General features: G+C 40.2%; 23 protein-coding genes and 2 pseudogenes. 20 read left to right on the top strand and 5 right to left on the bottom strand.

What is annotated here, in order from left to right; translation table 11 throughout:
• Positions 1–26: 26 nt before the first annotated feature.
• The 10 genes from AC559H_RS01505 to AC559H_RS01460 all read left to right on the top strand — a co-directional run bounded on the left by AC559H_RS01505 (position 27) and on the right by AC559H_RS01460 (position 10,177).
• Positions 27–758: a hypothetical protein gene (locus tag AC559H_RS01505; RefSeq protein ID WP_026793677.1), complete on the top strand. Its 732-nt coding sequence runs from the start codon at positions 27–29 to the stop codon at positions 756–758.
• 14 nt (positions 759–772) lie between these two features.
• A complete protein-coding gene (locus tag AC559H_RS01500) occupies positions 773–1,375 on the top strand; it encodes a hypothetical protein (RefSeq protein WP_026793678.1) in 603 nt (200 codons plus the stop codon).
• 10 nt (positions 1,376–1,385) lie between these two features.
• Positions 1,386–1,772 (top strand): hypothetical protein, encoded by a 387-nt coding sequence (locus tag AC559H_RS01495; RefSeq protein ID WP_051319498.1) that lies wholly within the window; start codon positions 1,386–1,388, stop codon positions 1,770–1,772.
• Positions 1,773–1,973: 201 nt separating this feature from the next.
• Complete coding sequence (gene accA, locus AC559H_RS01490; protein ID WP_026787167.1) at positions 1,974–2,954, top strand: acetyl-CoA carboxylase carboxyl transferase subunit alpha; 981 nt, start codon at positions 1,974–1,976, stop codon at positions 2,952–2,954.
• 52 nt (positions 2,955–3,006) lie between these two features.
• Complete coding sequence (locus AC559H_RS01485) at positions 3,007–4,575, top strand: HAMP domain-containing methyl-accepting chemotaxis protein (protein ID WP_036831517.1); 1,569 nt, start codon at positions 3,007–3,009, stop codon at positions 4,573–4,575.
• Between the two features lie 196 nt (positions 4,576–4,771).
• Positions 4,772–5,494, top strand: coding sequence for an SDR family oxidoreductase (locus AC559H_RS01480; protein WP_026793679.1), 723 nt, complete (start codon positions 4,772–4,774; stop codon positions 5,492–5,494).
• Between the two features lie 68 nt (positions 5,495–5,562).
• A complete protein-coding gene (gene folE, locus AC559H_RS01475) occupies positions 5,563–6,252 on the top strand; it encodes a GTP cyclohydrolase I FolE (RefSeq protein WP_026787165.1) in 690 nt (229 codons plus the stop codon).
• 107 nt (positions 6,253–6,359) lie between these two features.
• Complete coding sequence (locus AC559H_RS01470; RefSeq protein WP_026793680.1) at positions 6,360–7,790, top strand: phosphoglucomutase/phosphomannomutase family protein; 1,431 nt, start codon at positions 6,360–6,362, stop codon at positions 7,788–7,790.
• Positions 7,791–7,894: 104 nt separating this feature from the next.
• A complete protein-coding gene (gene rdgB / locus AC559H_RS01465; protein ID WP_026793681.1) occupies positions 7,895–8,506 on the top strand; it encodes an RdgB/HAM1 family non-canonical purine NTP pyrophosphatase in 612 nt (203 codons plus the stop codon).
• A gap of 426 nt (positions 8,507–8,932) precedes the next feature.
• Positions 8,933–10,177, top strand: coding sequence for an L-lactate MFS transporter (locus AC559H_RS01460; RefSeq protein WP_026793682.1), 1,245 nt, complete (start codon positions 8,933–8,935; stop codon positions 10,175–10,177).
• A 46-nt stretch (positions 10,178–10,223) separates the two neighbouring features.
• Here the strand turns inward: AC559H_RS01460 and AC559H_RS01455 are convergent, their stop codons facing one another.
• The gene (locus AC559H_RS01455; RefSeq protein WP_026793683.1) at positions 10,224–10,562 is read right to left on the bottom strand and encodes a P-II family nitrogen regulator; all 339 of its coding nucleotides are present in this window, start codon (positions 10,560–10,562) and stop codon (positions 10,224–10,226) included.
• Positions 10,563–11,061: 499 nt separating this feature from the next.
• On the opposite strand from AC559H_RS01455, the pseudogene ilvB reads away from it, so the two are divergent.
• Both ilvB and AC559H_RS01445 read left to right on the top strand, forming a co-directional pair.
• A pseudogene (gene ilvB / locus AC559H_RS01450) lies at positions 11,062–12,923 on the top strand (biosynthetic-type acetolactate synthase large subunit).
• Between the two features lie 161 nt (positions 12,924–13,084).
• Positions 13,085–14,488: a tetratricopeptide repeat protein gene (locus AC559H_RS01445; protein WP_051319499.1), complete on the top strand. Its 1,404-nt coding sequence runs from the start codon at positions 13,085–13,087 to the stop codon at positions 14,486–14,488.
• Positions 14,489–14,689: 201 nt separating this feature from the next.
• On the opposite strand, the gene AC559H_RS01440 is transcribed toward AC559H_RS01445, so the two are convergent.
• The 3 genes from AC559H_RS01440 to AC559H_RS01430 form a co-directional block, all read right to left on the bottom strand.
• Positions 14,690–15,754, bottom strand: a complete 1,065-nt coding sequence (locus tag AC559H_RS01440; RefSeq protein WP_051319500.1) for an SGNH/GDSL hydrolase family protein — start codon at positions 15,752–15,754, stop codon at positions 14,690–14,692.
• A gap of 1 nt (position 15,755) precedes the next feature.
• Complete coding sequence (locus AC559H_RS01435) at positions 15,756–16,949, bottom strand: SGNH/GDSL hydrolase family protein (RefSeq protein ID WP_026787158.1); 1,194 nt, start codon at positions 16,947–16,949, stop codon at positions 15,756–15,758.
• A gap of 154 nt (positions 16,950–17,103) precedes the next feature.
• Positions 17,104–18,432, bottom strand: a complete 1,329-nt coding sequence (locus tag AC559H_RS01430) for a hemolysin family protein (RefSeq protein ID WP_026793687.1) — start codon at positions 18,430–18,432, stop codon at positions 17,104–17,106.
• A gap of 109 nt (positions 18,433–18,541) precedes the next feature.
• On the opposite strand from AC559H_RS01430, the gene mfd reads away from it, so the two are divergent.
• The 6 genes from mfd (at position 18,542) to AC559H_RS01400 (ending at position 23,671) form a co-directional block, all read left to right on the top strand.
• Positions 18,542–22,057, top strand: coding sequence for a transcription-repair coupling factor (gene mfd / locus AC559H_RS01425; protein ID WP_026793688.1), 3,516 nt, complete (start codon positions 18,542–18,544; stop codon positions 22,055–22,057).
• A 50-nt stretch (positions 22,058–22,107) separates the two neighbouring features.
• The gene (locus AC559H_RS01420; RefSeq protein ID WP_026787155.1) at positions 22,108–22,302 is read left to right on the top strand and encodes a hypothetical protein; all 195 of its coding nucleotides are present in this window, start codon (positions 22,108–22,110) and stop codon (positions 22,300–22,302) included.
• Complete coding sequence (locus AC559H_RS01415; RefSeq protein WP_026787154.1) at positions 22,287–22,616, top strand: type II toxin-antitoxin system PemK/MazF family toxin; 330 nt, start codon at positions 22,287–22,289, stop codon at positions 22,614–22,616. The genes AC559H_RS01420 and AC559H_RS01415 overlap by 16 nt, the downstream gene beginning before the upstream one ends.
• A gap of 32 nt (positions 22,617–22,648) precedes the next feature.
• On the top strand, positions 22,649–22,900 hold the full coding sequence (locus AC559H_RS01410) for a DUF6737 family protein (protein WP_026793689.1): 252 nt from the start codon (positions 22,649–22,651) through the stop codon (positions 22,898–22,900).
• 134 nt (positions 22,901–23,034) lie between these two features.
• On the top strand, positions 23,035–23,253 hold the full coding sequence (locus AC559H_RS01405; protein ID WP_026787152.1) for a hypothetical protein: 219 nt from the start codon (positions 23,035–23,037) through the stop codon (positions 23,251–23,253).
• Positions 23,246–23,671 carry a pepsin/retropepsin-like aspartic protease family protein gene (locus AC559H_RS01400; protein ID WP_026798418.1) on the top strand — a complete coding sequence of 142 codons (426 nt, stop codon included), beginning with the start codon at positions 23,246–23,248 and terminating at the stop codon, positions 23,669–23,671. The genes AC559H_RS01405 and AC559H_RS01400 overlap by 8 nt, the downstream gene beginning before the upstream one ends.
• Positions 23,672–23,977: 306 nt before the next feature.
• Here AC559H_RS01400 and AC559H_RS01395 read toward each other — a convergent pair whose 3' ends face one another.
• The gene (locus AC559H_RS01395; protein ID WP_026797524.1) at positions 23,978–24,232 is read right to left on the bottom strand and encodes a DUF7219 family protein; all 255 of its coding nucleotides are present in this window, start codon (positions 24,230–24,232) and stop codon (positions 23,978–23,980) included.
• 301 nt (positions 24,233–24,533) lie between these two features.
• Here AC559H_RS01395 and AC559H_RS01390 point away from each other — a divergent pair, with 301 nt between their 5' ends.
• Entirely contained in the window at positions 24,534–25,295 is a 762-nt protein-coding gene (locus tag AC559H_RS01390) for a peptidylprolyl isomerase (protein WP_026797525.1), read from the top strand.
• Between the two features lie 168 nt (positions 25,296–25,463).
• Positions 25,464–25,862, top strand: a pseudogene (locus tag AC559H_RS01385) (transposase); the annotation flags it as partial.

Genomic DNA, 25,862 nt, shown 5'->3' with positions numbered 1-25,862 from the left:
TCATTAAATTCAAAGGATAAATAAAAATGCTACAATTAGACCATCATCTATGTTTGTTTATCTGTGTGTCCATTATGATCGGGAAGGTACAAATCACTCAATTAGCATTTGTTATTAGGGCTAAGAATCATAATCCTAGTTTGCTAACTCATGATTTTTTGAGAATCAATAAAATTGTTGATGCAGATTGGGTGGTTACTTCTCCTGTTTTTACTACGGATATCGTTTCTCATGTCGTTTATAAAAACGGTGTAACGATTTTTATTCAACCTGATCAAATATCTTTTAAACAATCAATAGAAGGGGAGTATTCCCACAACAAGGTGCTTCTTCAAGATTTAGCCCTAAGATATTTAGAAGTTTTTCCCGATCTTAATTATTCTGCGATGGAAATTAATTTAATGGGTCATATTGAGTTTCAATCTCAAGAAGAATTAGACAATTATATATCTGATTATTTATTAAGACCCGGAGACTGGAAAAACTTCTTAAACAAAAAACCATCATTATCAGCCACTTTAATCTATTCCTTTGAGGATTATCAGATCAATGTTTCTATCGATCCTGTCTTAATTTATGATGATCAAAAAGCAACTGAAAAAAATCTAGGGATTCTATTTGCTGGTAGTATTCATCGAGACTTTATCCTAGATCATAACTCAGAGGATAAGTTAAAACCGATTAAAGAAAGGGTATCTCTTTGGTCTGAAGATGTGAATAGTTATATTTCATTAGTTAATGATTGTTTATTAAATTAGGAGGAATAATTACTATGACTATCAACTATGAAAATATAAATACTATCACAGAGATTTATGATTATGATTCTCAGCAGCTATCAGTGAAAGGAATAGTATTTCCTAAAATGTGTAATTCTAGCGAAATCAGGGTCTTAAACCGCCAAGATTTTAGCAAGGCTTTATCAAGTATTTTTCCTTGTGAAAAGCCAAAATTTCCAGGTTTTTCACTTAAAAAGTCATTAACTAATCCTGATGATTTTATGATTACCTTTAACCGTCTATTAGAGTTAACAGAAATAGACCCTGATTTAGATGAGGAAGAGGAGTGTGAGATATTAAATCCCTCAGATTATGCAGTTTCAAAATCAGTGAAACAATTAATCGATTTATATAAATTATTAGGTCGATCTTTTCCCCGTGGTTTTTCCTCTTTGGAAAGTCGAGGCGGAGTTAATTTGATTTGGACTAATCAAGAGTTTGACAAAGAAGTTTGGGTTGAAATTCCTTTTAATAGCAAGATTGAAGAGTCGGTTTATTATAGAAAAGGCAATGATAGCGAGTTAATTAAGAATCCTTCCTTAGAGGAAATTTCTGACCTTCTTTTCTGGGTATCTAATCAGCAACCTATTATTTAGTTAAGCATCTGTGGATAAATTATCTGATGATACGATACTGTATCGAGCTATTACAAAAAAAGATTGGATTAACCCTGATCCTAAAACAGTTCATGCAAAAGCGTTTATTTTACAGATAAAGAGAGGAAACTATGAGGAGGCTTTATCTGCTGCACTTGAACCTGAACAATCTTATAATAGATTGTCTAAATGTTGGGGGGTAATTTGTTTTACTGTTAGGGATGTCAGAGAATGGGGGTTAGATGCGATTCAGGATAAACCTGACCATGTAAGTATTATTAATGTTCCTAATCCTGAAACACACGGAAAGGAAGCAAAATATATTGCAAGTAAGTTAGCAAAGAAATCTCGATTATTTTTAGATCGTTTAAATAATCCTATTATCAACAAAAAGTAGATTTCTATTATTTAATCAGCTATTTTTCTTGCCTTGATGTCGAGGCTCAACATCATAAGTGATTTGACTTACTCAAAGCTGTGCAAAAGTGTCATTGACATTGCTTGTTAAGGTGTTTTTGAGTTTCTGGGGTCAAACAGCCCTCATTTTCAGGTAAAATAATAAAAATAATATTCACCCTGTGTAACAGTAATTTTGAGTGTGGCTAATTCTAATCGAAAACCAATTCTCCTTGACTTTGAAAAGCCTCTAGTTGAGCTAGAAAGCCGAATTGATCAAATTCGTCAGTTAGCGAATGAAAATGGTGTGGATGTGTCCGAGGAAATCCTACAACTCGAAGCCCGCGCCAGCCAATTGCGACAAGAAATTTTCAGTGGTTTATCTCCCTTACAACGGCTACAACTGGCTCGCCATCCCCGTCGCCCCAGTACCCTAGATTATATTCAAGCCATGACCGATGAATGGATGGAACTCCATGGCGATCGCCGGGGTTATGACGATCCCGCGTTGGTGGGAGGTGTAGCTCGTTTAGGGGGACAACCTGTGGTTATCCTCGGTCATCAGAAAGGACGGGATACCAAAGATAACGTCGCCCGTAATTTTGGGATGGCCGCCCCCGGTGGTTATCGGAAAGCGATGCGCCTGATGGAACACGCTAACCGCTTTGGGATGCCAATTCTGACCTTTATTGATACTCCTGGGGCTTGGGCGGGAGTGGACGCCGAAAAATTAGGCCAAGGAGAAGCGATCGCCTATAACCTCCGAGAAATGTTTGATTTAGAGGTTCCAATTATCTGTACTGTTATTGGTGAGGGTGGTTCCGGTGGGGCGTTAGGTATTGGTGTGGGTGAAAAACTGCTGATGTTAGAATATTCGGTTTATACTGTAGCTACCCCCGAAGCCTGCGCCGCGATTTTGTGGAAAGATGCGGGTCAAGCTCCCCAAGCGGCCCAAGCATTGAAAATCACCTCCAAAGACCTCAAACAATTAGGCATTATTGATCAAGTTGTACCCGAACCCGATGGAGGTGCCCATAGCAACCCTTTAAAGGCAGCAGAACTACTGAAAAAGGCTTTAATTCAATCTTTAGGGGAACTTCTGGCTTTAACATCCCAGCAGCGTCAAGAAATGCGCTATCAGAAATTTAGAAATATTGGAGTTTTTGCAGAAGCTAAGGTTTAAACGATGGATAATACCAGGGAAGAATAAGCAGAGAACCCAAACATTTGAAAATATGGCCAATAAAATCCCTTTAGAAGTTAAAATTAGTGGTTCATTTTTTGCCCTGGTATTTGGTATTGTTCTTCTGGGTTTCTATGGAGTGTCCCGTCTGAATAGGCAGATTGAAACCTTGGGTTATACTGTAATTCCCAGTATTCGGGGTTTAAATAAAATTAATGAAGGACAAACCCAACTTCAATCGGCGGAACGGTTATTAATCAATCCTTTATTAACAGAAGAAGAACGATCAAAAGAATTAAATCGCATTGAAAAGGCGTGGTCACAAATTAAGCAGGGATTTGAAGAATACGAAAAAACCGAACAAACCGAAGCCGAAAAAAACAGCTATGAACAGTTTTTAATTGATTGGGAGCAATGGCGTCAGTCCCACCAAGATTATTTAGCGTTAGAAGCCAAATATCATCAATTAGGCATAACTAACCCTTGGAACAGTTTACTGCTTTTAAAAGATCAAAAAAACGTTGATCGTGCTGAACTCGAAAAAATAGAAGCAGCCTTAAAATTAAGGCTAGAACTAGATAAAATTGATCAGGAAAACCGGAAAAGATATTACCTAGCAGAGCAATCTCTTGTACCAGTTTTAGAAATAAATAATAAATTGGGTGAATTAACTAAACAAGAAGCTATTAATGATGTTAAAACCATTAGTTTTTTGATGGTAGTAGCAATTATTGTTTGTCCTACCTTGGCTTTGATATTAGGAAAATTTTTGAGCCGAGGGATTATTAACCCGATTCTAAATAGTATTAGTCAGATTGCTAATTCTTCTAGTCAAATTGCCACCACTATCGAAGAACAAGAACGAATTACTGCTCAACAGGCGGCGGCGGTGAATGAAACTACAACGACTATTGATGAATTAGGGTCGTCTTCTCGCCAGTCGGCGGAAAAGGCAAAACTCGCGGCTAATAATGCTATTGAAGTCGCTGATATTTCTGAAGAAAATAAACAACTGGTTCAAAGAACTTTAGCCGGAATTTCTGCCTTGCAATCTACAGTAGAACAAATTTCTAATAAGATGACTGGTTTAGATGAGCAAATGAATCAAATTAGTATAGTTACTAACTTAGTTACCGATTTAGCTAATCAAACTAATATGTTAGCGTTGAATGCTTCTATTGAAGCGGTGAGAGCCGGAGAATATGGGAAAGGATTTGCCGTCGTCGCCGGAGAAATTCGCAAATTAGCTGACCAAAGTAAAAATTCTGCGACTCAAATTAATCATTTAATTACCGAAACTCAAAAATCCCTGCAAACAACTGTTTCTGTGACCGCATCGGGCAAACAAAATGCCATAGATGGGATTGAATTATCCCAACAAACCGCTATGGCTCTGGAAAGGTTGTTTAATGGAATTAATCATGTAATGATGATTAATCAAGAAATTGCCTTAACTTCTCAACAACAAGCAACAGCAGTGGAACAACTCGTCACCGCCATGAACCAGATCAACCAGGGGACTCAACAAAGCGTCTTAGGAATTAGGGAAACCCGTGGTAGCGTTCAACAAATCAACCAAGTTGCCGTTAATCTTCAAAACCTGGCGGGAAAAAAAAGTTGAGTTCTTTGTTGAGTTCCTTGAAGTTGAGAAGGATTCACCGAGAATCCTAAATCCTTAATGCTTTTGATGATATACTGATGGCAGTAACAAATCTTTACATATTTCTCAGATTCAGCAGTTTATAGATTTGTAACATTAGTTTGTATTGCGGGCGTCCTCGCTCGCTGGCATGGTCGAAAACTTAACAGGTACATGAATGAGCCTCGTGCAAAAAAGAGCCTTGATCACAGGAGCCAGTAGTGGCATCGGTCGGGCAACAGCCATAGCCTTTGCCAAAGCCGGGATTGATATTGCATTGGTCAGTCGCCAAAAGGATCGCTTAGAGTCTGTAGCCAAAGAAGCCCGCAATCTGGGTGTGGAGGCGAAAGCCTTCCCCCTAGACTTAGCAAAAGTCGAACAAGTTCATACCCAAATCGATAGTATCGTGGCTGCTTTTGGCCCCGTTAATATCCTCGTCAATAATGCCGGGATGGGATATACCGGACACTTAATCGAAACCTCCCTAGCCGATTGGCAAAAGGTGATCGACTTAAACTTAACCAGCGTATTCCAGTGTATAAAAGGTGTTCTACCAGGGATGCGGGATCAAGGAAGTGGAACCATTATTAATGTTGTTTCCATTGCTGGTCTAAAGGTTTTTCCCAACTGGGGGGCTTACTGCGTAAGTAAATTTGGTTTGATGGCTCTCTCCAAAACCCTGAACATAGAGGAACGGGCCAATGGAATTCGGGTAACGGCCCTCTGTCCGGGTTCTGTGAATACTCCCATCTGGGATAGCGAAACCGTTAAAGCTGACTTTGATCGCTCCGCAATGCTGACACCGGAGATTGTGGCTGAGTCAATTCTCTATGTGGCATTATTACCCACCTCTGCGGTTATTGAAGAATTAACCCTGATGCCAAGCGTTGGTACGTTTTAAATCGTGTTCAATATCGATTTTAAAACAGTTTAACTTTGTTGTTTTTAAACCTTGATTCAAGATACACCATGACTATCTCCACAAACACCAATGGCGTCAAAAATGAGGACACTACTGGATTTTCGATTAGACCGGATCGAACTTTATCCTATAGTCAAAGCACTCCCTCCCAACTCTGCACAGAGGTGAGTGATGAGGAAATGATGGGGGCGGTTCGCACTATGCTTTTAGGTGTCGGTGAAGACCCCGAACGGGAAGGATTGCTCAAAACACCAAAACGGGTAGCTGAAGCCATGCGTTTTTTAACCAGTGGTTACAGTCAATCCCTGGAAGATTTGGTGAATGGGGCTATTTTTGATGAAGGCCATGAAGAAATGGTGCTGGTACGCGACATCACCTTTTTCAGTATGTGCGAACACCATATGTTACCTTTCATGGGTCGGGCGCACGTTGCCTATATTCCCAATCAAAAAGTAATTGGTTTAAGCAAACTGGCTCGAATTGTGGAAATGTACAGCCGTCGTTTACAAGTTCAAGAACGTCTAACTCGCCAAATTGCTGAAGCAGTTCAAAGCGTCTTGGAACCTCAAGGAGTCGCCATTGTCATGGAAGCTACCCATATGTGTATGGCAATGCGAGGGGTGCAAAAACCCGGGTCTTGGACAGTAACTAGCGCCATGGTCGGTGTATTCCAAGATGAACAGAAAACCCGTGAAGAATTCCTAAATTTGATTCGCCACCAACCTTCGTTTTTTTAACACGGATTATACGGATTAAGAGGATTTCACAGATTACTGTTTTCTGTTGATCAACAAGTATTTGCGCTCGTTTCTCCTTTCTTAGTTCACTAACTAAAAAATTGATCATGACTCAACCGATTAAGTTTGGAACCGATGGCTGGCGCGGTGTGATTGCTGCGGACTTTACCTTTGAACGAGTGGCTTTAGTCGCCCCCATTGCGGCTCAGATTCTCTATCAAACCTATGGAGAAACAACCGGAAGCCGGACGATTATTGTTGGCCATGATCGACGTTTTTTAGCTGAGGAATTTGCCCAATGTGCGGCCGAAGCCATCCAAGCGGCGGGCTTTGATGTGAAACTGAGTGAAACTTATGCCCCCACTCCGGCTTTCTCCTTAATCGCATATCAACAAAAGGCTTTAGGGGCGATTGTGTTAACGGCTAGTCATAACCCCGGTAAATATTTGGGTTTAAAAGTCAAAGGGGCTTTTGGGGGGTCAGTGGGGCCAGAAATTACCCAACAAATTGAGGCGTTATTAGAGCAACCCCCAACCTTTGAAACCCCGCGCGGAATCTTAGAACGCTTTAATCCTTGGCCAAGTTATTGTGAAACTCTCCGTTCTAAGGTGGATATTGGGGCAATTAAGGAGGCAATAAATCAAGGAAAATTAACGGTTTTTGCTGATGTGATGCACGGGGCGGCGACCGGAGGATTAACCCAATTATTGGGAGATAATATTCACGAAATTAATCCCGATCGTGATCCGTATTTTGGCGGAACGGCGCCGGAACCTTTACCTCGTTATATTCCTAAATTGTTTGAACAATTAGAATCCCATCGCTCTACTAACGGGGGTTTAGCCATTGGATTTGTGTTTGATGGGGATAGCGATCGCATTGCCGCAGTGGATCAAAATGGTAATTTTCTCAGTTCTCAAATTTTGATTCCAGTATTAATTGAACATTTATCTACTCGTCGCGGATTTACGGGAGAAATTGTTAAAACCGTCAGTGGTTCTGATTTAATTCCTCGAATTGCTAAATTATTTAATTTATCGCTGTATGAAACGGCGATCGGTTATAAATATATTGCTGATCGAATGTTGGCTACTGAAGTTTTAGTCGGGGGCGAAGAATCGGGAGGAGTCGGCTATGGAACCCATATTCCTGAACGGGATGCGCTGTTATCGGCGCTGTATGTCTTAGAAGCGATGGTACAGTCTGGGGAAGATCCGACCCAAACCTATCAACGGTTACAGGCGCAAACGGGCTTTGATTCAGCCTATGATCGGATTGATTTACCCTTAGCTAGTATGGATGTGCGATCGCGTCTAGTTGAACAACTTAAAACTCACCCCCTACAGGAAATTGCGGGACAGGCTGTGGTTGATTGTTTGACCGTTGATGGCTACAAATACCGCCTCGCAGATAGTCGCTGGTTATTAATTCGCTTTAGTGGGACAGAACCCGTTCTCCGTCTTTATTGCGAAGCTCCCGACATGGATAGGGTTCAAGAAACTCTAGCCTGGGCGAAGGATTGGGCAAATCAGTTTTGATTGGATGCCGTAGGGTGCGTGATAACTTCTCGCACGCACCATGTTTCAACAACGTACCGCCTTCCGTGGCTATCTGTTAGCCCTAAAGGGCTTACTACGAAAATATGACCGAAAAAATATTAATTGTTGCAACCGGAAATCCAGGTAAACTAAAGGAAATGCAGGCTTATTTGGAGGATTTAGAGATTGAATTGCAGATTAAGCCCAAAGATTTAGAAATAGAAGAAACCGGAAAAACTTTTGTTGAAAATGCGGCTTTAAAAGCGTCCCAAGTTGCCTTGGCGACGGGAGAATGGGCGATCGCCGATGATTCAGGATTGGCTGTAGAAGCCTTAAATGGAGCGCCAGGACTCTATTCAGCCCGTTATGCTCCTACGGAAGCTGAATGTATTGTGCGACTGCTCAAGGAACTAGGGGATCATCCTAACCGTAATGCTGAATTTGTTTGTGCAGTGGCGATCGCCCGTCCCGATGGTTCCATTGCTGTAGAATATCAGGGAATTTGTCAAGGAACAATCACAAATGAACCAACTGGAATCGGAGGTTTTGGTTACGATCCGATTTTTTACGTTCCCCAGGTTAACATGACCTTTGCCCAAATGTCTGCGGAATTAAAACATAAAATCTCCCACCGGGGTCAAGCCTTCCAAGGGATTCTACCCCAACTGCAAACATTATTTGAGAGCGCAAATATAGACAATAAAAACTTTGAATAGGACTATAGCAATCCTAAATAGGTTGTAACATTTTAATACTGACATGAAACAGCCAGAAGTATTACCCCAGATCCCTCCCCCCCAAACCCCCCGTGCACGGGGGGTTTGGGGGGCTGTTCCGGTGTTCCCTTTTGATCAGGGATTTTAAACACAACTCAAATAGGATTGCTATATATAGCAATCGTAAAAGGCTGTAATATTTCAATACTGACATGAAACAGTCAAAGTCTTACCCCTGTTCCCTGTTCCCTGTTCCCTGTTCCGGTGTTCCCTTTTGGTCAACAATTTTGAACACAACTCAAAGAGGATTGCTATAACAATCGTAAATAGGTTGTAACATTTCCATACTGACATCAAACAGCCAGAAGTATTATCCGGTGTTCCCTATTACCTTGTAGACTTGATGAAATTTTCATCTTTTCAGATATGAACATAACCAATAATCATGAAACAAAGACAAACATCCTGGGAATACCGGCAGATCGAGGTAGATGGCTTTTAATACCTTTGGGGATGACTATTCTACTGTGCTTAGGTAGTGTCTATTCCTGGAGTATTTTTAGAACTCCCTTGGAAAAAGAACTGGGAATTAGTGCCAGTGCCAGCCTATTGCCATTCACATTTATTTTAGTTTTTTATGCGGCTGTCATGCCGATAGCCGGTTTTTATATTCCTCGGATTGGTACTCGTCTCATGACCGCAGTTGGCGGGATGATCGTCGGTTTAGGTTATATTCTTTCCAGCTTTGCTACCAATGTGACAACGCTAGTCTTGACCTATGGAGTGATTGCTGGCATTGGGGTTGGTATTGCCTATGGTGTGCCGATGGTGGTAGTATCCCGATGGTTCCCTGATAAAAAAGGATTGGCTGTAGGGTTGACGATTATTGGCTTTGGACTTTCCCCCTTGATCACCGCTCCCCTCGCCAACCAACTAATCGATATCTATACTGTTCGACCCACCTTACGGATTCTCGGTATTGCCTTTATATTGATCATTTTAGCCATTTCCCTGACTATGAAGTTGCCACCCCAGGGCTGGCATCCTCGACAAAATATGGCAAATTCCACATCGATACTAGCCTCATCTTACCCGAAGAATTTGTTGCGGAGTCGCTCATTTTATGGACTGTGGATTTGCTATGTGATCGGCACTTTAGTTGGTTTGAGTGCGATCGGTATTTCTAGTACAGTAGGAGAGGAAATTATTAATATTGACCCGACCGTGGCGGCTAGTAGTGTTTCCTTATTTGCCCTATTTAATGGGGTAAGTCGTCCCTTGTTCGGTTGGTTAGTTGATCGGTTTAAGCCTCACTATATTGCTATTTTGTCCTATGTGTTAATTTTAATCGCCTGTATATTAATGGTCAACGCCCAGACAGGACAAGTTGGTAACTACCTGATTGCCTTCTGTCTATTTTGGTTTTGTCTGGGCGGTTGGTTGGCAATGGCTCCCACTATCACCCTGGGCTTTTTTAATCCAGAACAATATGCTCAAAACTATGGCATTGTCTTTACAGCTTATGGTGTTGGTGCTTTGATTGGAACCTTGGCGACGGGTCGTATTCGAGATTTATTTGGCACATACACCTATGTGTTTTACCCAATGGCATTTTTGGCGATGATTGGCATTATTGTGGCTTGTTTTCTGCTGAAAAAAGAAAGATTTTGAATAAAAGTGGGATACGACAATGCCGTATCCCTGATGGCAAAAAAACTTAAATTGCCTCTAAATTTTTCTCTCCAGTCCGAATTCGGATAATTTGTTCCACTGGAGATATAAAGATCTTACCGTCACCGATTTCCCCTGTACGGGCAGCAGTAATAACTTTCTCCAAGACCATATCAACCTGACTATCTTCGACAACAATTTCGACTTTAAGTTTTTGCAGGAACTCCACGGTGTACTCAGAACCCCGGTAACGTTCTGTTTGACCCTTCTGGCGTCCGAACCCTCTAACTTCAGAAACCGTCATCCCCACAATACCCGCATTGACCAGGGCGATTTTAACCTCATCAAGCTTAAAAGGCCGAATAATTGCTTCTATCTTCTTCAAAATCCTCACTCCTCAAGTTAAATATTTCTTGTAGTCGTCACTTAGCATTCTATCTGTTGATATCACCGCTAAGAGACAATTATTTGTAAAATATGCTACAATTTATCACCTAAATGGAATTAGGGTTGACTTAGCCTAACATCTTGATCTCAATGTGATCTAATCAGACTAGAGAACAAGACAAAAGCCACCGAACCAGCCCCAAATCCATCAGAGATTTTACCATACTTTGGAAAGTTAGGATAATGGTTTAAGAATCGATAGACAGACTTCATCGAAAATCTATCTGATCTCCCTAAAAAATCCCAACATCCTTAACAACTTCACTGATATTGTAAAGTCTTGTTAAAAGTGGCAGTCTCTCGGGCCTGAGAGCTTGGTAACTTTTAAAATAAAAAAACTTATGTACGGGCAGGTTAATCAAAATCAAACTTTAGTGTAAATACGCTAATTGAAAAACCTACCCCCAGTCAACTTAAACACAGTTCGAGGAATTACTGTGCAACTAAAAACTAAAATAGCTGCAAAACGAGCAACGGGTGCTTACGCACTGATGGATAGTTTGAAGCGCCATGGCGTCAAACACATTTTCGGATATCCCGGTGGGGCGATTTTGCCCATTTATGATGAACTCTACCGCTTTGAAGCCGCGGGGGATTTAAAACATATCCTGGTGCGTCATGAACAAGGAGCCGCCCATGCCGCCGATGGTTATGCCCGGGCAACGGGCCATGTAGGGGTCTGTTTTGGGACTTCTGGCCCCGGAGCCACTAACCTAGTTACGGGGATTGCCACCGCCCAAATGGACTCGATTCCGATGGTGGTGATTACCGGACAGGTTCCCCGGTCGTCCATTGGGACGGATGCTTTCCAAGAAACCGATATCTATGGGATCACCCTGCCGATTGTCAAGCACTCCTATGTGGTGCGTGACCCGAAGGATATGGCTCGAATTATCGCCGAGGCTTTCCATATTGCCAGTAGTGGACGTCCTGGCCCGGTATTAGTTGATATTCCTAAAGATGTAGGTTTAGAAGAATTTGATTATGTTCCCGTTAATCCTGGGGAAGTCACCCTACCCGGATATCGGCCAACGGTAAAAGGAAATAGCCGCCAAATTAATCAAGCCATTAAATTAATTCGGCAAGCTGAAAAACCGTTGCTCTATGTTGGGGGCGGGGCGATTGCCGCCGGAGCCCATCGAGAAATCCAAGAATTAGCCGAACTATTTAATCTCCCTGTGACCACAACCCTGATGGGTAAGGGCGTCTTTAGTGAAACCCATCCCCTATCGGTGGGAATGTTGGGAATGCACGGCACGGCCTATGCTAATTTTGCGGTGACGGAATGCGATTTATTAATTGCCGTGGGCGCCCGTTTTGATGACCGGGTGACGGGGAAATTAGATGAATTTGCGGCCCGTGCCAAGGTGATCCATATTGATATTGATCCAGCCGAAGTTGGGAAAAATCGCGCCCCGGAAGTTCCCATTGTTGGGGATGTTAGACAGGTGTTAGTCGATTTATTACGCCGATGTCATGAAACGGACGGAGCCCCCCAAACCCCCCGTGCACGGGGGGAGCGGAAACCAGTCTAACGGCCGAATGGTTACAACGCATTCAACGCTGGCGGGAAGATTATCCCCTGGTTGTGCCGATTTATCAGGATTCTCTGTCCCCCCAAGAGGTAATCGATACTTTGGGGAAAATGGCTCCCGATGCTTATTTCACAACGGATGTGGGACAGCACCAAATGTGGGCGGCTCAATTCCTGAAAAATGGCCCGCGACAATGGATTTCCAGCGCCGGGTTAGGGACAATGGGCTATGGAATGCCCGCAGCGATGGGGGCAAAAATGGCTCTCCCGAATGAACAGGTGATCTGTGTGGCCGGGGATGCTAGTATTCAGATGAATATTCAGGAGTTGGGGACTCTGGCTGAATATGGAATTAATGTTAAAACCGTGATTATCAATAATGGTTGGCAAGGCATGGTGCGTCAGTGGCAAGAAACCTTCTATGGCGAGCGCTATTCTTCTTCTAATATGCAGGCGGGAATGCCTGATTTTGTGATGTTAGCCCAAGCCTACGGGGTTAAGGGGATGCAAGTCACCCGCCGGGAGGACTTAAAGGATGCGATCGCAGAAATGTTGGCCTTTGAGGGCCCGGTATTAATGGATGTGCAGGTGAAACGGGATGAAAACTGTTATCCCATGGTCGCCCCAGGTAAGAGCAATGCTCAAATGATTGGTTTACCCGAGCGGACAAATTTAGAAACCATTGAGTTAGTTTATTGTAGCAATTGTGGCGCGAAAAATGTGGGCAGTAATAATTTCTGTCCTGAATGTGGCACTAAATTGTAAATTAACTAGATTTCAGGTGATCAGCAACCCCTATCCGGGGTTGTTTTTTATTGATTTCAGGTGTAAGGTTTGTTGTTGTGCTTTAGCACTCTGATTCGGAAGTGCTAAAGCACAACAACGGGATCAGAGAATTTTTAGTTATTTATTTTTAGTTTGATTTAATGAATAGTAATCATGAATCGGTATCGGAACTTACCCTTGAATATTATATTAATTTAGGTCGGCAATATTATCAAGGGCAAAACTGGGAAGCGGCGATTAATAATTATTTAAGGGCTTTAGAGTTACAGCCGGACTATTTCGGGACTTACTATGCTTTAGGGTATAGTTATTTTCAAGATGGTCAATGGGAAAAGGCGATCGCAAATTACCTTAAAGCAACGGAATTAAAACCGGATTTAATTGATTGTTACCAAAATTTAGGCTATGCTTATATTAAATTAGGGGAATGGCATCAAGCCTTAGAATATTATAATCAATTATTAACTTTTGAAGGAGCTATTCTCTATCCTCCCCATAACTATTTGCGAGAAATGTTAATTCAATGGCAAAGTATTAATTTCTCGGAGATGAATCATAATTTAGATCGGAAAATTATCAAGATTTTTCAAGCTGACCCCGGGTTATATAGTATGCTTAATCGTTTATCTTCTGGGTATCAAAAACAGGTTTTTTCCCGACTTCAAGAACAAGGAATTGAGGTGACGGAAGATCAAACGGAAGCCGATATTATTATTTCTCAATATTTTGTTGTTTTAGAAAGTTTTGCCCGTCAATATAAGCAGCAAAAAAAATACCTTTTATACACGGAAGAACCGCGTTTCGACATTAACTTCGAGTCTAAAGTTAATATTAATGACGTAGAAATTAATATTATGAATATTTATACTGGGGATGTTTTTGTTAATAATTATCATCTCTGTATTTGGCGGGGTAATGTGTTTAGTCAACCTTTGGAATTGTTCACCGATGATGATTTTGGACGACCTAAACATCGGAAAATTGCCGCTTTAATGTCAAAAAATCCCATAGCTGGATTTACAAATTTAGTCAGGGAGGGAAAAAGTATTGATTTATATAATTTACGGAATCAAATTGCTTTAGAAGGTCATCAATTAGGGAAAGTTGATATTTATGGAAATGGTTGGGAAATCGGAATTACTATAGAAAATTCTAGGGATGGAGACTGGACAACTCGCAAGTTTGAAATTCTGCGAGATTATCATTTTAATCTGTGTTTTGAGAATACCATCGCCCCCTATTACTGTACAGAAAAAATTTGGGATGCAATTATTGGAGGATGTTTACCGATTTATTATGGGGGAAAAGATGCAACTATTTATCAAGATTTCCCCGCGAATAGTTTTTTAGACTATTCTGATTTTGAGCATACTAGGGAGTTGTTTCAATATATCGAAAATATGACCTTTTCAGAATATAAACAACGGTTAAATTTATGTATTGAGACGTTTAACCTTGTCGGGGAAGTTCTCCGAAATCATGATTTTTATATTCCTCAACGGGCGGATAATTTAACTGAAAAAATTAGAAGTATCGTTTTTTAAAACTCAGTCATCGTTGTTGTGCTTTAGCACTTCCTAATCGTTTTTAGCACATCCTAATCAGAGTCCTTACCAGTCTAACAACCGGATAACGGAGGATTCTTGTAAAGAATTGAAACGTTTACTTGTGCATGGAGGCAAGGGGACTGAAACAATAAAATACGGAGGCCCTAAAGAGCCTACTACATTATCCGCGAAATCTATTTAATCAGCAAGCGCTTTTAAATGTCTACTAATTAATTCCGCAGCGAAACTATTTCCGGCGATATTCCAGTGGGTATCATTGGGTTTATAGAGGCGAGTTGTTTTAGAAGCGGCGACAAAACTCGGTAATAAATCCAAATAGTCAATATTAGCCTGTCGTAAGCGCTCTGTTAACATTCGGTTAGGAAGTTCAAAATCTAATAAATTCGGATCATTTGGATCAAAAGCTGTTTTTACTTGCTGTTGAAGTTGTGAATTAACTTGAACTTCATCAGGGATAATTACAATAGTTAAGGGGATATTTTGAGAATCAGCAATTTGTTTAATTTTAATTAAATCCTGCATCGCATCTTCTAAAAAACCTCTAAATATATCATTGTTGGAATTTTTCACGAACATATTACTTTTATTAACAGTATTCTGGAGATACTTGGCATTATCAATTGTTGGTTGATTATCCTCATATTTAGGAACTGTGTTTATGAATGTACCTTGATAATGGCTTTGAATTTTAATTAAAGATTTAATTAAAGCTACGAGATATGACTTTTCCTCTTTTCTGAGGTGGGTGGTCATGGAATTATCTAAAAAATCATTGCCAATATAGAAGGACAAAACAATGCGGTCTGGATTTAATTTTAATCCTTCATTGACTAAAATAGATAAATAATCCCTTGGCCCCAGCCCTGGAATACCCATATTAATTACTTCGGTTTTTTGACCGGATTTATTTAATTTTTTTTCTAACAGGGTTAAATAATTATATTGATAGGGAACAACACCATAGGCGAAGGAATCTCCTATCCCTAAAATTCGGTGGGTTTGGGCAGGTTTTTCTACGGTAAATTCCAGGTCTTTAAAACCTTGGGAATTTAACTTAAAATCATAGTCGGGGGCGTTGGCTTTTCCCCGAAAACGGTTATAGGAAGAATCATAAAAAACAAAACTAGGATTAATTTTATTATAAATTCTTAGGGTAATTTCGGACATCACAAACGTAATTAAAGCGATTAATGCAGTTTGTCCGAGAATTTGAGTAAAAGCTTTTAGTTGGGTTTTTTGCATTTTAAATTTTATTGGAAGAAGGGGGAAAAAGTTTAAAAAATTGATTGGTTTTGGGAATTAAATTCTCAAATAATATTTCCGCAGCCAGTTGATTTCCGGCTGAATTCCAGTGAGGTTCTTGTAACAAATATAAGGGGCGTTGTTTTTGTTCAGCGTGAAACCGAGGACGGAAATCTATATAGGTAATTTGTTGTGATTGCAGATGGGGAATCAAAATATTTTGCATACAGTTTGGGTCATATTTGGATAAATTCAGTTCATGTTTTTGGGTAATTTGGTTTAGTAAGTTAGGATTAACTTGAAATTCATCGGGATATATCGCAACAATAAACTGGGTATTTTGTTGTTTTAACAGCCGATTCATTTCATCAATGCTTTGGAGAATATAATTAATATTACCATTCCAAACCCCTTTTTGCAAATCTTGACGTTTACAAAATTCTAAGCGGCTTTTTTCTATCTCCAGAAAGGTTTCTGGGGATAAAATACCAGGGGATTTGTCTGCTTGAGAATTATTAGCAACGAGTTGTAACGAATAAGGGGAAGAAGACGGTAAAACCGATTGTTTTTTTGCCTTTGCAGCTTCCTGAAATACTTTGTATTTTTGCTGGATAAAGAGTAACAAACGAGATTGATTAATAATCGGATAACCTAATATTTTCAACTCTTTACGTTTATCTATATCAATATAAATATCATTGACAATAATACGTTTACGGTTGGGGTCAGCATCAACAAAATCATTTCCGACAAAAAACCCTAATACGACCAAATCAGGATGATATTGTAGGGCATATTTTTTTAATAGGGCTAATTGTTCTCCGGTGTGAGTTCCGGGGTATCCAGCATTAATAACTTCAACTTGGGAGTTTTGATAATATTGTGCAAATTTATTTTCTAATAAAGCCGTATAATTTCCTTCTTGTCCTCCCGCCCAATTAAAGGAATCACTGAGAATCAAAATTCGATATTTTCCGGGTTCTTTTTGGAGGGGATAATCTCGATCATTAAACCCAAATTGATTATTACCATTAGCATGAGGGCGAATTTTAAACCCTAAATCGGGATCATATTGATACGCTCCTTGGGATAAATAGGGTTCGAGGACAATCATTAATACTTCCACTAAGAATAATGGTACAATTGTCCAACAGAATAATAATAGCAAGATTTTGGATAGAGATTTTTTAATCATAAATAACCGGGAATTATAGCAGAAAAGATTGATTTAACCACAAAGACACAAAGACACAAAGACACAAAGAAGTTTTAAACACTAACCTGCTTTTGGTTATAGCGATCGCAAACTTCCTAAATTCTAGCGTAATTCAGAGAATAATTTATTTTTTTCAAGGTTCAATAAGCTGATTATTTTTATTCAAAGAAGGAGGAACAATTAACACTTTATCAACACGGTTGCCATCCATATCCATCACTTCAATGCGTAAATTTTGCCATTCAAAATGATCGGCAGCAGCTGGAATCCGCCCTAACTGAGTAATCACAAATCCTCCAACTGTATGATAGTTTCCTTCTGATTGTTCTAATAAATCTTCTAAATCAAATAACTCAAAAAATTCCTCAACGGGCAACATTCCATCTACAAGCCAAGATCCATCTTCCCGTTGCACTTTTTGAGGTTCTTCGGGATTATCCCAGGAGGGCATATCGCCGACTAATTCCATTAGAATATCATTTAAAGTTACTAATCCTTGAATTACGCCATATTCATCAACAACTACAGCAAAATGGGTTTCTCCCTGTTTAAATAATTCTAAAATTTTTAAAACAGAAGTGGTTTCAGGAACAAATAAAGGACGGCGTAAATTTACAGTTAAATCTAAGGGATGACCGGATAGGGATTGAGTTAATAAATCCGCGACTTTAATAAACCCTAAAACATGATCTAAATCTTCCTGACAAACTAGAATGCGAGTGTAACTATTTTGGGCAATACTCTGACGATTTTCTTCGGCAGAATCATCAATATCAAGCCAAAAAATCTCAGGGCGAGGCGTCATTAAACTTCTGACTTGGCGATCGCCTAATTCAAACACTCGTCCGACAATACTTTGTTCCGCTTCCTCCACAATTCCCGATCGGGTTCCCTGCTCAATCATAATCTTAATTTCCTCCTCGGTAACTTCCGGTTCCGTCGAGGTGTTACTACCCAAAAGCTTTAAAATTAATTCCGTAGACATACCCAATAAATGTACAATCGGGGAACTAAAATTAGATAACCAACGCATGGGAATTGAAACGCTAGTTGCGATGGATTCAGGAGCATTCAGAGCTAACCGTTTAGGAACTAATTCCCCGATTATTAATGATAAATAGGTAATAATGATCACAACAATTGTAAAACTAATTGCATTGCTGTGGGGAACTAAAATCGGAATTTTGTTTAGTTGGATGGCTAATCGGGCTGAAATTGCCGCCCCTCCAAAGGCCCCGGCTAAAATCCCAATCAGGGTAATTCCAATTTGCACCGTTGAGAGTAAACTATTGGGAGAGTTGGCTAATTCTAAAGCAACTTTTGCCTTTTTATTGCCTCGATTGGCTGACTGTTGTAAACGAACTTTCCGCGCCGAAAGAATCGCAATTTCTGACATCGCAAATACGCCATTGGCGACAATCAGAAGGAAAACGATTAGAATTTCTTGGAATACAGATGACATTTTGAGGTCAGAATAGGAAGATAAAAGATTAGAATAACTGATCTTATCAAGATCTGATTATCTTAGTTCCTCATTCCGGTGTTCCCTATTCCCTGTTCCCTACTCCCATATGACATTTTCCTCCATCGTGCGTGCATTGGGGCGATCGCCCTTAACGGCTGAACTCCTGACCAAACTGAATAAATCTCAGTCCCTCTACCTAAATGGTCTGTCTCGCATTCCCAAGGGGTTAGTCGCTTCAACTTTAGCCCAGGAGTCGGGATTAAATTTATTTGTGGTGACAGCCACCCTGGAGGAAGCGGGACGGTGGGCGGCCCAATTGGAAGCCATGGGATGGGCGACAGTTCAGTTTTACCCCACTTCCGAGGCGTCGCCCTACGAGTCGGTGACTTCCGAGGAGATGACCTGGGGACAAATGCAGGTGTTAGCGGAGTTGGCGGGACGGTTGCAGACACCTTCGGCCGTACCGATGGCAATTGTGGCCACAGAACGGAGTTTACAGCCCCATTTACCCCCGGTTTCGGCGTTTCAACCCTATTGTTTAACCCTATATCGGGGGATGACCTCGGCCGGAAAAACCCTTGATGAACAGTTTGCCAAGTTAGGCTATGAGCGGGTATCCTTGGTGGAAACCGAGGGCCAATGGAGTCGGCGGGGGGATATTGTGGATATTTTCCCCGTGGCTTCGGAATGGCCCGTGCGTTTAGAATGGTTTGGGGATGAGTTAGAACAAATTCGAGAACTAGATCCGATCACCCAAAGATCCTTAGATAAAATTGAAAATCTAATTCTCACCCCGACCAATTTTGATGTAATTATTCAAGGGAATTTAGCCTCGGCTGAAACCTTAATTTCCCAAATTATTCCCCCCATCCCTAAACCAGAATTTCAACTCGATAATAATAACTATAAATCCCCTAAATCCTATAATTCCTTATTGGGTTTAGCTTTTGAACAACCCGCTTGTTTATTAGACTATTTAACTGATACGACTTTAATTGTGATTGATGAAATTGATCAATGTTGTGCCCATAGCGATCGCTGGTTAGAACATATTGAAGAACAATGGCAAGCCTTACCCGAAAAACCGCCTAAAATTCATCGTTTATTTACCGAATCTTTGCAACAAATTGAATCCTTTGATAAACTCTATTTATCTGAAATAGGGGATTATCAACCCAGCCTAGTTAATATTACCAATGTTCCCAGTTTAAACCTATCTTCTCGTCCAGTTCCGGCAACTCCCCATCAATTTGCTAAACTGGCGGAATTAATTCGTTATGAGCGACAACGATATTTTTCTATATTTATTGTTTCCGCCCAACCTAGTCGATCGGTTGCCCTATTATCAGAACATGATTGCCCCTCAAAATTCATTCCTAACCCGCGAGATTACCCCGCCATTGATAGCTTAATTAAAAATACCCCCGTCGCCTTAAAATATACCGGACTTGCCGAATTAGAAGGGTTTATTTTACCGACATTTCGGTTAGTTTTAATTACTGACCGAGAATTTTATGGTCAGCATTCCTTAGCCACCCATGGTTATATTAGAAAACGACGACGGGCGGCATCAAAACAGGTTGAACTGAATAAACTCCGACCAGGGGATTTTGTGGTTCATCGTCAACATGGGGTAGGGCGATTTACTAAATTAGAAAGTCTAGTAATTAATAACGAAACTAGGGAATATTTGGTTTTACAATATGACGATGGTACGTTAAGAGTTGCCGCCGATCAAGTTGGCAGTTTATCACGATTTAGAAGTACCGGGGGCAAAGTTCCCCAACTGAATAAACTTAGCGGACAAGCCTGGGAAAAAACCAAGGAAAAAGTCAAAAAAACCTTAAAGAAATTAGCCGTAGATCTATTAAAATTATATGCCCAACGCGCCCAACAAACGGGCTATGCGTTCCCCCCTGATATGCCTTGGCAACAGGAACTAGAAGACTCCTTTTCCTATCAACCAACCCCCGATCAAATTAAATCTACCCAAGACGTGAAACGGGATATGGAAAGCGATCGGCCCATGGACAGGTTAGTTTGTGGAGATGTAGGATTTGGGAAAACAGAAGTCGCAATTCGGGCTATTTTTAAAGCCGTTACTGCTGGAAAACAGGTAGCATTATTAGCCCCCACTACAATTCTAACCCAACAACATTATCATACCATAAAAGAACGATTTTCTCCCTATCCCATAGAAGTTGCTTTAATTAATCGTTTTCGCACCAATTCCGAAAAACAAGAGATATTAAAACGGTTGGCAACGGGAGAAATTGATATAATTGTTGGCACTCAATCCTTACTGGGAAAAGGGGTACATTTTAAGGATTTAGGGTTATTAGTCGTTGATGAAGAACAACGTTTTGGAGTTAATCAAAAGGAAAAAATTAAGACATTAAAAACCCATGTTGATGTCTTAACTTTAACCGCTACTCCTATTCCTAGAACCTTATATATGGCATTATCTGGGATTCGAGAAATGAGTTTAATTACCACTCCTCCTCCTTCCCGTCGCCCAATTCAAACCCATTTATCTCCTTTAAATTTAGAAATAGTTAGAACAGCAATTCGTCAGGAATTAGATCGGGGGGGACAGGTGTTTTATGTTGTCCCTAGAATTGAAGGAATTGAAGAAAAATCTGCCCAAATTCGAGAGATGATTCCTGGGGTGAGATTAGCGATCGCCCACGGACAAATAGACGCATCCGAATTAGAATCAATTATGTTAACATTTAGTTCCGGGGACGCGGATGTTTTAGTCTGTACAACCATTATTGAATCGGGGTTAGATATTCCCAGAGTTAACACGATTTTAGTTGAAGATTCTCACCGTTTCGGCCTAGGTCAATTATATCAATTACGGGGTCGGGTTGGACGTTCGGGAGTGCAAGCTCACGCCTGGTTATTCTATCCGACAACGGCCGACGGACGGGTTAATTTAACCGATGATGCTCGGAAAAGATTGAGAGCAATTCAAGAATTTGCCCAGTTAGGATCGGGTTATCAATTAGCGATGCGAGACTTAGAAATTCGGGGCGCAGGAGACATTTTAGGGGCCGAACAATCGGGTCAAATGGATGTGGTCGGGTTCGATCTTTATAGTGAAATGTTACAAGAAGCTATCCAAGAAGTCAGGGGTCAAGAAATTCCCCAGGTTGATGATACTCAAATTGACTTGAGTTTAACAGCTTTTATTCCTTCCAATTATATTACGGATTTAGATCAAAAAATGAGTGCTTATCGGTCAGTTGCTGCTTGTCAAAGTCGGGATGAATTATCTCGAATTGAGGAAGATTGGTGCGATCGCTATGGCCCAGTTCCTACCCCGGCGCGTCAATTAATTAGAATTATGGAACTCAAACAAATTGCTAAGAAATTAGGCTTTTCTCGGATTAAACCCGACGGAAAACAACATATTTTATTAGAAACCCCCATGGAAGAACCCGCATGGAATTTATTAAAAGCCAATTTATCAGAAAGTTTACATACTCGGTTTGTGTATAGTAAAGGTAAAGTTACGGTGAGGGGATTAGCGGTATTAAGTGCGGATAAACAGTTAGAATCTTTAATAGGTTGGTTAGCCCAAATGCAAACCGCTTTACCGGAAAATTCTGTTGTTTAGATAATCCCGTTTTTCTGAATTTTCAAACCCAAAAAATCAAGGTCAAAAACATGAACACTAAAGAATTATTAATTAAAGAAGTAGAAAATAGTCCTGATTTCATCTTACAAGAGGTTTGGGATTTTCTGCAATTTCTTAAAACCAAATATCAGCAAGAACAGTTAGAAATTAGTATACTGAGTGAATCTTCCCTACAAAAAGATTGGTTACAGCCGGCGGAGGAGGAAGCATGGAAAAATTTGTAAAAGGTGATGTAGTTATTGTCCCTTTCCCCTTTTCTGATTTAACACAAGCCAAGCGACGGCCTGCATTAGTAATAGCAACCTTAACAGGAGATGATCTAATTCTTTGCCAGATTACTAGCCAAACTATCGGTGATTGCTATGGTATTACCCTTGAAAATAGCGATTTTAGTGAGGGAGGACTCAACCAAAATAGCAATATTAGACCTAATCGTTTGTTTACTGCTGATAAAGGAATTATACTGTATAAAGCGGGTCAAATTAAACCCCAAAAGTTAGTAGAAGTTATTGCTACAATAGTTAAAATTATTCAGTAATCATTTTCTTAATCATAGAGTTAATAAATACAATGACCGATCAAACACCGATTGAAACCCCAACCTTTAACCCCTGGAATTATAAACCCTGGTGGTGTCAACCTTGGTCAATTCTATTAACTGGAATTACCCTAATTTCAGGGAGTTGGTTTCTATTTAAAACCCTGTGGATTACAATTTTAGTCGCTATTCCTTTGTTGGCCTGGATGGGATTTTTTGTATTAATCTGGCCGAAGTTAATGGCAGAGGTTTATTCTCAAGAATATTTAAGTAATGAGGAATAAGTTAGAACAACAGAAACCGGGTTTCTTAATTTAATCTTGGATAAGCCGCAAAAATTGTCGCAGAAACCCGGTTTCTTATGTGGTGGAATCCTTGGGATAGTGGTAAGATGGAAAAGTAAATTCAAGGTTGTTTTATGTCAAATCCTGAATTATTAGCTCAACTGCGGCAATTATCCCGTGCGGATAAGTTTCAAATGATGCAGTTTTTAACGGCTGAATTGGCAAAAGAAGAAGGAATTATATTAGGGAATGAAGCAGCAGAAATTATTGGTGCAGTGCATACATCTAATGGTGCAGCAGAACAATTGATGCAGTTACTAGAAACAGAAAAAAAGCAAACTCAAAATGTTTAATATTAGGCGATATCCTTTTCAACCTAAACGGGATGAGTTTGGCGTTTTAGCTGATGTTCCCTATCTGCCTTTAACACTAACTTATCAAAATCGTTCGGTTGAGGTTATGGGTTTGCTCGATACAGGAGCTAGTGTTAATGTGTTGCCTTATAATATTGGAATACAATTAGGAGCAATTTGGGAAGAACAAAGATTTTCTATTGCTTTAGCGGGTAATTTAGCAAGTGCTGAAGCAAAAGCGTTATTAGTTTTGGCAACAGTAGGGGAGTTTGAGCCAGTTCAGTTGGCTTTTGCTTGGACTAGGGTAAATAATATTCCAATTATTTTAGGACGGACTAATTTTTTTACTGAGTTTGATGTTTGTTTTTATGGGTCACAATTAGCGTTTGAAGTATGTCCTAAATTTAGGGATAGTTGAGATTATTAATCTTCTAAAATAGTCCTTTGTAGCCAAGTAATAATAGTTTGAATCAGGTGCGGATCTTGTTTTTCCCCAGAACAGAAACCGGGTTTCTTAATTTAATCTTGGGTAAGCCGCAAAAATTGTCGCAGAAACCCGGTTTCTTATATGGATTGAAGTTGATGCTTAAGCGAAGTCGAAGGGCTCACGATGCGGCCTATTGCGGTGTTCCCTGCTATAAACTATTTGGTAAAGTTTGCCTGAAATTAAATTTTTATTGAAAGAATTAACCTTCCTTGCAAGACTTTCTGATGGCGTTGATAATTAACTATTTTCTGGAGTCTCATCAGGAGGTTTACTAATTCCTAGACTTTTTTTCGATGAACGTAATTTTTTCCAAAGTTGTTTGATTTGTTGATAGGCTTCCTCTGAACTTACTTTCCCATTCGTTTCCAATCCACAAATATAGTTAACTCGCTGGGCAAATTCCTGCAAGTTGGAATTGAAAATCAGTTTTTCTGGCGTAAACTCTCCCTGGTAGCGACTACGGGGATAAAGAAAATCATCGCGTTCTGACATAGCTATCTCCCAAAGAATTAGGAATGTGGGGTTCCAAATAGGACGGAAAATGGACAATTAGCCACTACCGAGATTCATCAAAAGCAGTTAAGGGCTTAATTGACATTCTATTGGGTTTAATCCTCATCGTACTCAGCATAGCCTATCTGCTTGATTAATTCTGTCTTTAACAACTATTCACAAAGCCGTGGCTGAATATTAAGACGGGGAGTAGTAGGGACTGTTGGTAAATCTGATAGCACCGAGAGCCTAAACCCTTACAATATTTGTGAGTAGAATCGTGTTTAGGATGTAAATTTCAGTGGCTAATCCATTTTTAACCGTTAACGACGAACCCATTATCTTAGGTCAAGCCCTAAAATACTTGCAAGCGGCTGGAAAACTACAGCCCATGGTAACTGATATTTTGCGAGAATATATTCTGGATCGGGAATTGCAATCCCGAACGGATTTGGATATCCCTGCTGCTAGTATTGAACAATCCGTAGTGAATTTTAGATTGGAACGTAATCTCAGCGACCCCCAAGCCTTTCAACAGTGGTTAGAAAGTAACCGCATGACCTACGAAGCCTTTCACCAACAAATTGTTTCTGGGTTCAAACGGGAAAAACTCAAACTTTCAATCGTACAACCTCAACTTGAGGAGTATTTTCAGCAACGAAAACCCGCCTTAGATGCAGTGGTGTTATCACGAATTTCCTTAAATGACTATGAACTTGCAGAAACATTAGTATCCCGTTTAAAAGAACAGGAAAGCCGATTTGAAGAATTAGCCCGAGAGTATTCCATTACCAATGAACGCTCTTTTGGTGGCATGATGGGGGCCGTGGGTTGGTCAACCATTCCCGATAATCTCAAGGTGATTTTACAGCAAACCCCACCCGGACAAATTGTTGGCCCGATGGAAGTCGAGGGCGGTTGGTGTATTTTCCGAGTAGACGAGTTTTTAGAAGCCTCCTTAGACAACCCTCAAGTTAAACAACGGCTGCAAAACGAATTATTTGATCAGTGGTTAAATCAACAACTACAATCCGCTAAAATTACCCTGAATATTCAAGATTAACTCTCTTAAAAATACAGGAGTTAGGATTGTTTATAACATAAGTCTGGGAGCTTGAAAACGAGCGTGTCTTCAGACCACCAGATGAAAAGCGACCCAGGGAAATTTATTCACCGTGAATATTTCTCGAATTCATGTTAACATAAGGTAGGTCGAAAAAAGGAGATTTCTATGATAGTTTTGGAATATAAGTGCCAAGGCAAACCCAATCAATATAAAGCGATTGATGAAGCAATTCGCACCACCCAATTCATTCGCAATAAAGCAATTAGATATTGGATGGATAATTCAAGAGAATTAAAGATTGATAGATTTGCCTTAAATAAATATTCTACAACTCTCAGAAATCAATTCCCCTTTGTTGCCGACCTAAATTCAATGGCAGTCCAATCCGCAGCCGAGCGAGGATGGTCTGCCATTAGTCGTTTTTACGACAATTGTAAGAAAAACATTTCCGGTAAAAAAGGATATCCCAAATTCCAAAAAAATTGCCGTTCCGTTGAATATAAAACATCGGGATGGAAACTACACCCAACCAAAAGACAAATTACCTTAACCGATAAAAACGGC

The organism is Planktothrix prolifica NIVA-CYA 540 (assembly GCF_963864145.1).
GTDB lineage: Bacteria > Cyanobacteriota > Cyanobacteriia > Cyanobacteriales > Microcoleaceae > Planktothrix > Planktothrix agardhii.
The sequence above is the reverse complement of the archived record's forward strand: the minus strand, read 5'-3'. Positions and strand labels throughout refer to the sequence as shown.